The 12,627-nt window shown below is 74.2% G+C and carries 10 protein-coding genes and 1 pseudogene; 4 read left to right on the top strand and 7 right to left on the bottom strand.

All coding sequences use genetic code 11. From position 1 onward, the window contains the following. Positions 1–68 precede the first annotated feature (68 nt). The 3 genes and pseudogenes from ACIPAE_RS39115 to hypE form a co-directional block, all read left to right on the top strand. Positions 69–347 (top strand): annotated as a pseudogene (locus tag ACIPAE_RS39115) (HypC/HybG/HupF family hydrogenase formation chaperone); the annotation flags it as partial. 230 nt (positions 348–577) lie between these two features. Beyond that, on the top strand, positions 578–1,702 hold the full coding sequence (gene hypD, locus ACIPAE_RS39110; RefSeq protein ID WP_402452129.1) for a hydrogenase formation protein HypD: 1,125 nt from the start codon (positions 578–580) through the stop codon (positions 1,700–1,702). Between the two features lie 205 nt (positions 1,703–1,907). Then, positions 1,908–2,897 (top strand): hydrogenase expression/formation protein HypE, encoded by a 990-nt coding sequence (hypE, locus tag ACIPAE_RS39105; protein WP_402452182.1) that lies wholly within the window; start codon positions 1,908–1,910, stop codon positions 2,895–2,897. Between the two features lie 84 nt (positions 2,898–2,981). On the opposite strand, the gene ACIPAE_RS39100 is transcribed toward hypE, so the two are convergent. The 7 genes from ACIPAE_RS39100 to ACIPAE_RS39070 form a co-directional block, all read right to left on the bottom strand. After that, on the bottom strand, positions 2,982–4,481 hold the full coding sequence (locus tag ACIPAE_RS39100) for a CoA-acylating methylmalonate-semialdehyde dehydrogenase (protein WP_328460778.1): 1,500 nt from the start codon (positions 4,479–4,481) through the stop codon (positions 2,982–2,984). Next, complete coding sequence (gene iolD, locus ACIPAE_RS39095; protein WP_402452126.1) at positions 4,478–6,538, bottom strand: 3D-(3,5/4)-trihydroxycyclohexane-1,2-dione acylhydrolase (decyclizing); 2,061 nt, start codon at positions 6,536–6,538, stop codon at positions 4,478–4,480. Before iolD ends, ACIPAE_RS39100 begins: the two co-directional genes overlap by 4 nt. After that, on the bottom strand, positions 6,535–7,476 hold the full coding sequence (gene iolB / locus ACIPAE_RS39090; RefSeq protein ID WP_402452123.1) for a 5-deoxy-glucuronate isomerase: 942 nt from the start codon (positions 7,474–7,476) through the stop codon (positions 6,535–6,537). The genes iolD and iolB overlap by 4 nt, the downstream gene beginning before the upstream one ends. Next, positions 7,473–8,351: a deoxyribose-phosphate aldolase gene (locus ACIPAE_RS39085; protein WP_328460784.1), complete on the bottom strand. Its 879-nt coding sequence runs from the start codon at positions 8,349–8,351 to the stop codon at positions 7,473–7,475. Before ACIPAE_RS39085 ends, iolB begins: the two co-directional genes overlap by 4 nt. Next, the gene (gene iolC, locus ACIPAE_RS39080; protein WP_402452120.1) at positions 8,351–9,340 is read right to left on the bottom strand and encodes a 5-dehydro-2-deoxygluconokinase; all 990 of its coding nucleotides are present in this window, start codon (positions 9,338–9,340) and stop codon (positions 8,351–8,353) included. The genes ACIPAE_RS39085 and iolC overlap by 1 nt, the downstream gene beginning before the upstream one ends. A 5-nt stretch (positions 9,341–9,345) precedes the next feature. Continuing rightward, positions 9,346–10,266 carry a TIM barrel protein gene (locus ACIPAE_RS39075; protein WP_402452118.1) on the bottom strand — a complete coding sequence of 307 codons (921 nt, stop codon included), beginning with the start codon at positions 10,264–10,266 and terminating at the stop codon, positions 9,346–9,348. Between the two features lie 275 nt (positions 10,267–10,541). Continuing rightward, entirely contained in the window at positions 10,542–11,285 is a 744-nt protein-coding gene (locus tag ACIPAE_RS39070; RefSeq protein WP_328460790.1) for a GntR family transcriptional regulator, read from the bottom strand. A 162-nt stretch (positions 11,286–11,447) separates the two neighbouring features. Here ACIPAE_RS39070 and ACIPAE_RS39065 point away from each other — a divergent pair, with 162 nt between their 5' ends. After that, positions 11,448–12,443, top strand: coding sequence for a Gfo/Idh/MocA family oxidoreductase (locus tag ACIPAE_RS39065; RefSeq protein ID WP_366414586.1), 996 nt, complete (start codon positions 11,448–11,450; stop codon positions 12,441–12,443). The last annotated feature ends 184 nt before the right edge of the window (positions 12,444–12,627 follow it).

Here is a 12,627-nt window from a genome sequence, read left to right as displayed (position 1 = left end):
ACTCACCGCATTCCCCTGACCCACCGAACTCCCCACCGACCGCACCCCCTTGAGCGAGGAGAAGCCCCATGTGCCTGGCGGTACCCGGCAGAGTGCTGGAGATCGAGGACCGGGACGGCACCCGGATGGCCAGCGTCGACTTCGGCGGCGTGGTCAAAGAGGTGTGCCTGGAGTACCTGCCGGACCTCCAGGTCGGCGAGTACGCCATCGTGCACGTCGGTTTCGCGCTGCAACGCCTGGACGAGGAGTCCGCGAAGCAGACGCTGGAGCTGTTCGCCACGCTCGGGCTGCTCCAGGAGGAGTTCGGCGACCCGTGGGAGGCAGCCGCGGGCGGCGGCGCCCCGCCGTGGGCCGACGAGGACGCCGAACCGGGCGCGCCCAGCCCGTCCGGCGCGCCCAGCCCGTCCGGCGCGCCCAGCCCGTCCGGCGCGCTCAGCCCGTCCGGCGCGCCCAGCGCGAACGCGGCACCCGCACCGAGCGGCGTGCCCGTACCGACCGGCTCGCACCAGCAAGGCAGCGGCCATGACACCGCCGGCCACGCCGACGGGCGGCCGGCACCGCGGGAGGCGCGGCAGCAGTGAAGTACATCGACGAGTTCCAGGACCCCGAGCTGGCCCGCCGCCTGCTCGACGACATCGCGGCCACCGTGACCAGGCCGTGGGCGCTGATGGAGGTCTGCGGCGGCCAGACGCACACCATCATCCGGCACGGCATCGACCAACTGCTGCCCAGCGAGATCGAGTTGATCCACGGACCGGGCTGCCCGGTGTGTGTCACCCCGCTGGAGGTGATCGACAAGGCGCTGGAGATCGCGGCGCGCCCCGGGGTGATCTTCTGCTCGTTCGGCGACATGCTGCGGGTGCCGGGCACCGACCGGGACCTGTTCCGGGTGCGCAGCGAGGGCGGCGACGTGCGGGTGGTGTACTCGCCGCTCGACGCGCTGAAGATCGCCCGGCAGAACCCGCGGCAGGAGGTGGTGTTCTTCGGCATCGGCTTCGAGACGACCGCGCCGCCGAACGCGATGACGGTGTACCAGGCCCGCAAGCTCGGCATCCGCAACTTCAGCATGCTGGTGTCGCATGTGCGGGTGCCTCCCGCGATCGAGGCGATCATGTGCTCGCCCGACTGCCGGGTGCAGGGCTTCCTCGCCGCCGGGCACGTGTGCAGCGTGATGGGCACCGCGGAGTACCCGGAGCTCGCCGAGCGGCACCACGTGCCCATCGTGGTCACCGGGTTCGAGCCGCTGGACATCCTGGAGGGCGTCCGCCGCACCGTGGCGCAGCTCGAACGCGGCGAGCACCGGGTGGAGAACGCCTACCCGCGCGCCGTGCGCGACGAGGGCAACCCGGCCGCGCAGACGATGCTCGCGGACGTCTTCGAGGTCGGCGACCGGGCGTGGCGCGGGATCGGGGTGATCCCGGACAGCGGGTGGCGCCTGTCGCCGCGCTACCGGGAGTTCGACGCCGAGCACCGCTTCGCCGTGACCGGCATCCGCACCGTGGAGCCCGCCGCCTGCCGGGCCGGCGAGGTGTTGCAGGGCCTGATCAAGCCGCACGAGTGCGAGGCGTTCGGCACCACCTGCACCCCGCGCAATCCGCTGGGCGCCACGATGGTCTCCAGCGAGGGCGCGTGTGCGGCGTACTACCTCTACCGGCGGCTCGACACCGCCCCGGCACGCATGGAGGCGAGCCCCGTTGCCTGAGACCACCCGAGAGCGGGCCACTCCGTCGGTGCCGGAGCCGTCCGCACCGGACAGCGGCGCGACCGCGGGAACCACCACCGCCGCCGTGAACACGACCACCGCCGACACCGTGACCACCGCCGACACCGCGACCGGCGAACCCCCCGTTCTCGACCTGCTGTCGTGGACCTGCCCGGCGCCGCTGCGCGACCAGCCGCGGGTGGTGATGGGGCACGGCGGGGGCGGCGCGATGTCGGCGGAACTCGTCGAGCACGTCTTCGCGCCCGCGTTCGGCGGCCCGGTGCTGGCGCAGCTCGGTGACGCGGCGGCGGTGTCGCTCGGCGGTGCCCGGCTGGCGTTCTCCACCGACTCGTTCGTGGTGCGGCCCCTGTTCTTCCCCGGCGGCTGCATCGGCGACCTCGCGGTCAACGGCACCGTCAACGACCTGGCGATGAGCGGCGCGCGGGCGGCGTACCTGTCCTGCGGGTTCATCCTGGAGGAGGGCGTCGAGATGCCCGTCCTCGCGCGGATCGCGCGGGCGATGGGCGCGGCGGCGCGGGCGGCGGGCGTGGAGGTCGCCACCGGGGACACCAAGGTAGTGGAGGCCGGGCACGGCGACGGCGTCTACATCAACACCGCGGGCATCGGGCTCATCCCGGCCGGGGTGGACCTGCGGCCGGACCGGGTGGTGCCAGGCGACGTGGTGATCGTCAGCGGCCCGGTCGGCGTGCACGGCGTGGCGATCATGAGCGTGCGGGAGGGCCTGGAGTTCGGCGTGTCGATCGAGAGCGACTGCGCGCCGCTCGGCGGTCTGGTCGACGCCATGCTCGCGGTCACCCCTGATCTGCACGTGCTGCGCGACCCCACCCGGGGCGGGCTGGCCGCCTCCCTCAACGAGATCGCGGCGGCCGGCGGCACCGGTGTGGTGGTCCAGGAGCGGGCGGTTCCGGTGCCCGCCGAGGTCGCCAACGCGTGCGCGATCCTGGGCCTCGACCCCTGGTACGTGGCCAACGAGGGCAAGTTGGTCGCTTTCGTGCCGCGCGAGCACGCCGAGGCGGTCCTCGCGGCGATGCGGGCGCATCCGCTGGGCGCCGGGGCGTGCGTGATCGGCGAGGCGGTGGCCGACCACCCCGGGATGGTGGTGGCGCGGACCGGCCTCGGCGGCACCCGGGTCGTCGACCTGCCGATCGGCGAGCAACTGCCGCGGATCTGCTGACGGCACGCCTCGACGCCGGGCCGGCGCGGTCCCTCACCCGCGGAAGCGGATGCGGATGAGGGACCGCGCCGGTCTGCCGGGCGGTCAGTCGTTCTGGGGGAAGCCCAGGTTGATGCCGCCGTGGCTCGGGTCCAGCCAGCGGGAGGTGATGACCTTGCCGCGGGTGAAGAAGTGCACGCCCTCGGTGCCGTGGGCGTGCGTGTCGCCGAAGAGGCTGTTCTTCCAGCCCCCGAAGGAGAAGTACGACACCGGGACGGGGATCGGCACGTTGACGCCGACCATGCCGACCTCCACCTCGTACTGGAAGCGCCGGGCGGCGCCGCCGTCGTTGGTGAAGATCGAGGTGCCGTTGCCGTAGGGGTTGGCGTTGATCAGGCGCAGGCCCTCGTCGTAGGAGGCGACGCGGACCACGGACAGCACCGGGCCGAAGATCTCGTCGTCGTAGACCGGCATGCCCGGGCGGACGTGGTCGAAGAGGGTCGGGGCCAGGAAGAAGCCGTCGCCGTCGGCGTCGAACTCACCTGTGCTGCCGTCCACGACGAGCTTCGCCCCGGCCTCGACTCCCGCGGTGACGTAGGAGGCGACCTTGTCGCGGTGCTGCCGGGTGACCAGGGGACCCATGTCGCAGCCCCGGGTGCCGTCGCCCGTGCGCAGCCCGCCCATCCGTTCGGTGATCTTGGCCACCAGCTCGTCGGCGACCGGTTCGACGGCGACCAGCGCGGAGACGGCCATGCAGCGCTCGCCGGCGGAGCCGAACCCGGCGTTGACGGCGGCGTCCGCGGCCAGGTCGAGGTCGGCGTCGGGGAGGACGAGCATGTGGTTCTTCGCCCCGCCCAGCGCCTGGACGCGCTTGCCGTGGGCGGTGCCCGTCTCGTAGACGTACCGCGCGACGGGCGTCGAGCCGACGAAGGAGACCGCCGCGACGTCCTCGTGGGTGAGCAGCGCGTCCACGGCCTCCTTGTCGCCGCAGACGACCTGGAGCACGCCGTCGGGCAGGCCGGCCTCCTGCCACAGCGCCGCCATGGCGAGCGTCGCGCTCGGGTCCTTCTCGCTCGGCTTGAGCACCACCGCGTTGCCGCAGGCGATCGCGAGGGGCACGAACCACATCGGCACCATCACGGGGAAGTTGAACGGCGAGATCACCGCGACGACGCCGAGCGGCTGCCGGACGGAGTGGACGTCGACCGCGGTGGAGGCGTTCTCGGTGAAGCCGCCCTTGAGCAGGTGCGGTATGCCGCAGGCGAACTCGGCCACCTCCAGGCCGCGGGTGACCTCGCCGACCGCGTCGGCCAGGACCTTGCCGTGCTCGGCGGTCACCAGGGCGGCGATCTCCTCCTTGCGCTCGTGCAGGAGCTGGCGGAAGGCGAAGAGCACCTGGGTCCGCTTGGCCAGGGACGTCGAACGCCACTGCTGCCAGGCGGTCTTGGCGGAGGTGACGGCGGCGCCGACGAGTTCGGCCGAGGCGAGGTCGACGGTGCCGGACTGCTCGCCGGTGGCCGGGTTGAAGACCGGGCCGGTCCGTTCGGCGGTGCCCTGCCACGGGCGTCCGTCGATGAGGTGGGTGATGCGCCGCGGGTCGCTCACGGCTGGCTCCTTCCGGGGGGTGCGGGGTGCGGGCGGGACGTCGCGGCCGGTCGGTTCCCGGCGGCGTCTCCTTCGTGGGGGTCGTCGCGGTGGCTGCCGGCGTCGGCGGCCGGGGTGGCGTCGCCCGGGGCGAGGAGCGTGCGTTGGTCCTCCTTGTGGCGGACGTACGCGCGGTGCGCCTGCTGGGTGGAGTCGAGGGTCGAGACCTCGCTGACCGGCACGTCCCACCAGCTCGCGCTGTCGGGCGCCGGCACCAGCGGGTCGGTCTCGACGTGGATGACGACGGGACCGCCGTCGGCCGGCCATGCCTTGGCCGCCGCGATGGCGGCCTCCAGCCCGGCCTCGGAGTGCACCTCGATGACGTGGGCGCCGAGGCTGCGGGCGTTGGCGGCGAGGTCGGTCGGCAGGTGGGCGCCGTCGAGGCCGCCCCCGGCGCCGCGGTAGCGGTACTGGGTGCCGAACCGCTGCGAGCCGAGCGACTCCGACAGCGAACCGATGGAGTGGAAGCCGTTGTTCTGCACGAGGACCACGATGATCTTGACGCGTTCCTGGACGGCGGTGGCCAGTTCGGTCGGCATCATCAGGTAGCCGCCGTCGCCGACCATCGCGAAGACGTCCCGGGTGCTGTCGGCCAGCCGCACCCCGATCGCGCCGGGGATCTCGTAGCCCATGCAGGAGTAGCCGTACTCGACGTGGTAGCCCTTGCGGTCCCGGACCCGCCACAGCTTGTGCAGGTCGCCGGGCATGGAGCCGGCCGCGCACAGCACCACGTCCCGCGGGTCGGACAGTTCGTTGACGCGGCCCAGCACGGTGCTCTGGGTGAGGACACCCTCGGCGAGGCGGTCGGTCACGGCCGGGTCCGGGTGGTAGGCGGCCTCGACCTCCGCGTCCCACGCCGCCCACAAGGCGGCCTGCTCCTGCTCGTAGGAGTCCGGTACGCGGTGGCCGGCGAGGGCTTCGGTCAGCGCGGTCAGCGCCTCGCGCGCGTCGGCCGTGACGGCCAGGCCCGCGTGCTTGACCGCGTCGGGTCCGGCCACGTTGATGTTCACGAACCGCACGCCGGGCTGCTGGAAGGCGGTGCGGGAGGCGGTGGTGAAGTCGCTCCAGCGGGTGCCGACCCCGATCACCAGGTCGGCGCCGGCGGCCAGCGCGTTCGCGGCCGTGGTGCCGGTCGAGCCGACCGCGCCCATCAGCCGCGGGTGGCCGTGCGGCAGGGAGCCCTTGCCGGCCTGGGTCTCGCCGACGGGGATGCCGGTCGCCTCGGTGAAGGCGGCCAGCGCCTCCTCCGCGCCGGAGTAGTGGACGCCACCGCCGGCCACGACGATCGGCCGCCGGGAGCCGCGCACCAGGTCGGCCGCCGCCGCGACCAGCGCGGCCTCGGCCGGCGGGCGGGCGATGTGCCAGGTGCGCGGGGCGAACAGCTCCACCGGCCAGTCGTACGCCTCGGCTTGGACGTCCTGCGGCAGCGAGATCGTCGCGGCGCCGGTGTCGGCGGGGTCGGTGAGCACCCGCATCGCGCCGAGCAGCGCGGCCGGCAGCTGCTCGGGCCGGCTCACCCGGTCGAAGAACCGGGACAGCGGGCGGAACGCGTCGTTGACGCTCACGTCGGCCGCGTACGGCTGCTCCAGCTCCTGGAGGACGGGCGCGCTGACGCGGGTGGCGAAGGTGTCGGAGGGCAGCAGCAGCACCGGGACGCGGTTGATCGTCGCCAGGGCCGCGCCGGTCAGCATGTTGGTGGAGCCGGGGCCGATCGAGGCGGTGCAGGCCCAGCTCCGCAGGCGGTCCTCGTGCCGCGCGTAACCGACCGAGGTGTGCACCATCGCCTGCTCGTTGCGGGCGAGGACGTAGGGCAGCGGCGAGTGGCCGCCGGACTCCCGCTCCATCTGGAGCAGCGCCTGCCCGAGGCCGGCGACGTTGCCGTGGCCGAAGATCCCGAAGACGCCGGCGAAGAACCGGCGCCGCACGCCGTCCCGCTCCGTCCACTGGGCGGCGAGGAACCGGGTCGTCGCCTGGGCGACCGTCAGCCGCACCGTCGTCGCTTCCTGCTCCGTACTCATCGCGCCTTCCCTGCTGCTGGAGGTGTCGGCGGCTCCGCCAGCGGGAGCCGCGGGTCGAACGGCTGGTCCGCCCAGGTCTCGCGTACCCGCGCGTGGGCCGGGTCGTCGCAGATCAGCCAGGCCCGCTCGGGGCCGGGGCCCGCCATGACGTTCAGGTAGTACAGGTGGGCGTCGGGCGCCGCCGCCGACGGGCCGTGCCAGCCGTACGGCACCAGGACGACGTCACCGGTGCGCACTTCGGCCAGCACGTCGATCGGCCGGTCGGCCGCCGAGGCGTGCACCCGCTGGTAGCCGACCGGGTCGGTGCAGCGGTCGTCGACGGACCGGGTCTCGAAGTAGTAGATCTCCTCCAGGGCGGTCTCCTCGCCCGGGCGTTCGGCGTCGTGCTTGTGCGGCGGCCACGAACTCCAGTTGCCGGCCGGGGTGATGACCTCGCAGGCGATGATCGCCTCGGCCTCCAGCACCGCGGGGGTGCCGAAGTTGCGGACCTCGCGCGAGGCGCTGCCGGCGCCGCGCCGCTCGACGGGCACGTCGGCGGCGGGGATACGGCGGAAGGCGCGCGACCCGCCGCCGGGCGCGAGGGCGCCGGCGACGGCGACACGGGCCGCGCCACCGCCGCCCGCCCGGACGGTGATCCGGCTGCCCGCGGGCACGTAGGCGACGTCGGTGGGGCCGGCGAAGACGTCCGCGCGGCCGTCGAGTTCGGTCTCCTGCACCTGGCCGTCCGGCGCGTGCGCGGTGACGTGGACGCCGCCGGACAGCGGTACGACGATGTGCTCCCAGGGGCCGGCCTCGACCGTACTGCTGTCCGTCCCGGTCAGGTCGGCCACCCGCAGGGCGGTGTGCTGCCAGCCCGGGTGGGCGGCGGTGACGGCCAGTTCCCAGCCGTCGGCGCCGGCCGTGCCGCGGGGCAGCACCCAGCGGTTCTCGTCGGTCATCGGCCACTCCCGTGGGTGAGTTCGGCCGCGATGTCCACGGCGGCGGCCACGTCGCCGTCCGGCGGGTAGAGCAGGGCGCGCCCGACGACGAGGCCGCGGACCTGGGGCAGGCGCAGGGCGTCCTGCCAGGAGGCGTAGGTGTCCTGCGGGTCGCCCACCGGGTCGCCGCCGAGCAGGAGGGTCGGCAGCGTGGTCGCGTCCAGGACCCGTTCGAGTTCGTCGACGACCGGCAGCTTCAGCCAGGTGCGGGCGCTGGTCGCGCCGAGCCCGCTGGCTATGTGGATGGAGCGCATGACGCTGTCGGGGTCGAGCAGGTTGCGGGTGCGGCTTCCCTCACGGACCGACAGGAACGGTTCGACCATGGCCATCAGGCCGAGGGACGCCAGTTCGGTGACGGCGGCGGCGGTCGCCTCCAGCGTGGCCACGGTGGCGGGCTCGCCGAGGCAGATCCGGGTGAGGGTCTTGCCGCCGTCCAGGCCCTGTTCGGCGATGGCCCGGGGGGTGTACGCAGTGAAGCGGTCGTCGAACTCGAAGGCGGCGCCTTGCAGGCCGCCGCGGTTCATCGAGCCGATGACGACCTTGTCCTCCAGGGCGCCCATGAGCAGCAGGTCGTCGAGCAGGTCGGGGGTGCTGAGGACGCCGTCCACGCCCGGGCGGGACAGCGCGGTGGTGAGGCGGTCCAGCATGTCGCTGCGGCTGGCCATGGCCAGGCCGTCGTCGCGCACGCCCAGGGCGCCGCGGGCACTGTGGTCGGCGGCCACGATGAGCAGCCGGCCGTCCGTGCCGAGCAGGGGGCGCCGGGAGCGCTTCTGCCACGCGTGGCCGATGCGTTCGGGCTCGCGGGCCCGGATCTCGGTCAGCTGTGCGGCGTGCATCAAGGCGTCCTTTCGGAAGGGCGCGCCCGGGAGGCGAGGGCGTCCTCCACCTCGGCGGTCGTGGGCATGGCGGTGGAGCATTCGAGGCGGCCGGCGACCAGCGCGCCGGCCACGTTCGCGAACTCGATGGTGCGGCGCAGTTCCCAGCCGCTGAGCAGGCCGTGTACGAGGGCGCCGCCGAAGGCGTCGCCGGCGCCGAGGCCGTTGACGACCTGTACGGGGAAGGGCGCCACCTCGACGCGCTCGTCCCGGGTCGCGGCGAGCACGCCCTTGGGGCCCTGCTTGACGATGGCCAGTTCCAGGCCGCGGTCGAGCAGCGCGTCGGCGGCGCGGCCGGGGTCGGTCTCGCCGACGGCGACCTCGCACTCCTCGCGGTTGCCGACGGCGACGGTGACGTGTTCCAGGGCGCGGCTCACCTGGGCGCGGGCCTGTTCGGCGCTCGCCCAGAACATCGGGCGGTAGTCGAGGTCGAGGACGGTGGTGGCGCGCCGGCCGCGCGCCTGCCAGGCGGCGAAGTGGGCGGCGCGGCTGGGCTCGGCGGACAGGCCGGTGACGGTGGCCCACAGCACGGCGGTGTCGCGCACGGCGTCCAGCGGCAGTTCACCGGGCTCGATCATCAGGTCGGGCGCGGTGCCGTACCGGTAGAAGTACAGCGGGAAGTCGTCCGGGGGGAAGACCTCGCAGAACGTGACGGGGGTGGGCGGTCCGTCCGGGTCGGTGATCGCGGTGATGTAGGAGGGGTCGACGCCGAGCCGGGCGGCCTCGGCGCGCACGTAGCGGCCGAAGGGGTCGTCGGCGACGCGGGTGATCAGGGCGGCGTCGCGGCCGTGCCGGGCCGCGGCGACGGCGACGTTGGTGGCGCTGCCGCCCAGGAACTTCCGGAAGGTGTCCACCTCTTCCAGCCCGACGCCGTGGTCGAGCGGGTAGATGTCGACGCCGGTCCGGCCGATGGTGATGAGGTCGTGGGCCGCTGCCCTCGTCGCTGCCACCGCGGTCACTCCCCCGCCGGTGCGGTCGGGTCCGCCGTGGCCCCGGCGAGCGACAGCAGGTAGGCGACGCAAGCGCGGACGTCGTCGGCGGGGTCGGCGCCGCCGCTCTCGCCGGGGGCCGCCCGCAGCACGGTGTCCTGCTCCAGTACGTACCAGCCGCCGTAGCCGGCGCTCTCCAGGATGCGGACGATGGCCGCGATGTCCACGTCACCGGTGCCGAGGGGGACGTACATGCCGTCGGCGACGGCCGCGGTGTAGGTGGCGGCGCCGGCCTGGACCTGCCGGGCCAGCGCCAGCCGGACGTCCTTGAGGTGGACGTGCGCGATACGGCCGGGCCAGCGCGACGCGACGGCGACCGGGTCGCCGCCGCCGATGAGCAGGTGGCCGGTGTCAAGGCACAGCCCGATGCCGCTGCCGCGCAGGACGCGTTCGGTCTCCTCGCCGCTCTCGACCATCGTGCCGACGTGCGGGTGGAGCGTCGCAGTGAGGCCGGCGCGGTCGGCGGCCCGCGAGATCCGGTCGAGGTTGGCGAGCAGCAGCGCCCAGCCGGCGTCGTCGAGCACCGGGCGGGCGTCGTACCCGTCGGTCCCGGTCGCGGCGGCGATGACGACGGTGCCGGCGTCGGCGGCCACCAGGCCGGCGATCGCGGTCTCGACCTCGGGCAGCGGGTCGTGGCCGGGGTCGTGCAGGACGACGGGCACGAACTGGCCGACGGCGCGCAGGCCGTAGGAGGCGAGGACGGCGGCCTTCTCCGCGGGGGCCGCGGGCAGGAAGCCGTCGGGGCCGAACTCGGTGGCGCTCAGGCCCAGTTCCCGCATCTGCGGCAGGACCGCCTGCGGGGGGAGCTGGTGGCCCCAGCCGGGGACCTCGCACACGCCCCAGGAGATCGGTGCGCCGGCGATTCGCGCGGCGAGCGGGGCGGTCACCGGCGGACTCCCTTCGCCCGGCGGGTCTTCAGCCCGTCGGTGGCGCTGTCGCTGGCGGCCCTGGTGCTCCGCATGGCGTGCCCTTCTTCCCGGTCGGTGTTCGTGTGACCTGCTGCTGGTCGGTGCTGGTCGGTGCCGTGTGACGCGGGTCCGCGGCCAACGGCGGCGCGGGGCCCGGGCGTCTGCCCTGAGCCTGCCTTCCCGCTCGACATCATGTCAATAGTTTGTCCTGACATTATGACTGATGTGAGAGGAGTCGCCGTGCCGCCCGCGGGTCAGTGCGCGGCGACCGTCATCTCGAAGGCGTACCGCGAGGCCCGGTAGACGTGCGAGCCGTACTCGACCGGCCGTCCCGACGCGTCCTGCGCGGTGCGGACCATGGTGAGCAGGGTGGCGCCGCGGGTCTCGTCGAGCAGCCTGGCCTCGGCCGCGGTGGCCCGGCGGGCGCCGATGGACTGCTCGGCCACGCCGAGGACCACGCCCGCGCGGCGCAGCACCTGGTACAGCCCGGCTCCGGCCAGCGCCTCCGCGGTGAGCTCGACCAGGCCGGCCGGCAGGTGGTTGTGCATCAGGGCGATCGGCTCCCCGTCGGCGAGCCGCAGCCGCTGCACCGCCACCACCTCGGCGCCCTCGTCCAGATGGAGCGCGGCGGCGACCGCGGGGTCGGCGGGGACGGTGCCCACCGAGAGCACCTCGGTGGCCGGGCGCCGCCGCTCGCGCTCCAGGTCCTCGTAGAGGCTGGTGAACTGCAGCTGCCGGCGTATCCGGTTGGCCACCACCTGGGTGCCGACGCCGCGCTTGCGGGCGAGCAGGCCCTTGTCCACCAGGTGCTGCATGGCCTGACGCATCGTCGGGCGGGACAGCCCGAACTGGTCGGCCATCGCGACCTCGTTGCTCAGCCGGGTGCCGGGCGGCAGCACCCCGGACTCGATGAGTTCCTGCAGCTGCTGGGCGAACTGGAAGTACAGCGGGACCGGGCTGCCCCGGTCGATGGTGATCTGCTGTGCGAGCGAATCCACTTCCACCCCTCCAGAAACTTCTGCCGACGCAGGCCAGTATGACGCATGATGCAGTGTAAGCTCTGTACGTCCATATGTCATAACAAACTCTTGCCTTGTCATTCGCCACAGAGTAGAAAGCTGAATGCCGCTCCCGGCATCCCGCACGAAAGGCACCCGCACATGCGCATCGGACTCATAGGCACGGGCCGTATCGGCGCGTTCCACGCCGCCACCCTCGCCGGCCTGCCCGCCGTGAGTGGCATCGTGCTGCACGACGCCGACGAACACTCCGCCCGCGCCGTGGCCGAAACCGTCGGCGCGCAGTTCGCGGGCGACATCGACGGTCTGCTCGGCGCCGGCCTCGACGGCGTGGTCATCGCCGCCCCGACGGCCTTCCACGCCGACCTCATCCTCGCCGCTCAGCGGGCGGGGCTGCCCACCTTCTGCGAGAAGCCGGTGGCGGGCACCCTGGAGGAGACCGACGCGGTGCTCGCCGCGGCCGCCGACGCCCCCGTCCCGCTCCAGATCGGCTTCCAACGCCGCTTCGACGCCGGTTATCTGGCCCTGCGCGAGGCGATCACCGCCGGCCGGCTCGGCTGGACCCACACCCTGCGCGCCTGCACCTCCGACCCGACGCCCCCGCACGCCGGCTACATCCCCGGCTCCGGCGGCATCTTCCGCGACTGCTCCGTCCACGACTACGACATCGTCCGCTGGGTCACCGGCCGCGAGGTCACCGAGGTCTACGCCACCGGCGCCAACCGCGGCGAGGACTTCTTCGCCGCGGCCGGCGACGTGGACACCGCCGTCACCCTGCTCACCCTGGACGACGGCACCCTCGCCACCTGCACCGCCACCCGCTACAACGGCGCCGGATACGACGTCCGGCTCGAAGTCTGCGGCTCCAAGGGCACGCTGGCCGCGGGCCTGACCGATCGGACGCCGGTGGTCTCGGCCGAGGGCGCCGCCTGGCCCGCGGACACGCCCTACGGCGGCTTCATGGAACGCTTCCAGGACGCCTACCGGGACGAACTCGCCGCGTTCACCGAGGTCGTGGCCGGCACCCGGCCGAGCCCGTGCACCGGGGACGACGCGCGCGCGGCGCTCGCCGTCGCCGAGGCCGCCACCCGCTCGCGCGAGCTGGGCCGCCCGGTCCGGATGGGCGCGGCCGGCTGAGCGGCTGACCGCACGCACAGCGACCGGACGGCGGCCGGGCCCGCTCAGGGGCCCGGCCGCCCGCCCGGGGTCGGGGCCCCCGCCCCGGGCGGGCGCGCGCCCCCGCCGGCCCCGCCCCCCCCGCGCGGGCGCCCCCCGGGCCGGCCGCGGCCCCCCGGCGCCCGCCGCCCCCGCCGCACCCCCC

It is taken from the genome of Streptomyces sp. NPDC087270 (genome assembly GCF_044744625.1).
GTDB lineage: Bacteria > Actinomycetota > Actinomycetes > Streptomycetales > Streptomycetaceae > Actinacidiphila.
The sequence above is the reverse complement of the archived record's forward strand: the minus strand, read 5'-3'. Positions and strand labels throughout refer to the sequence as shown.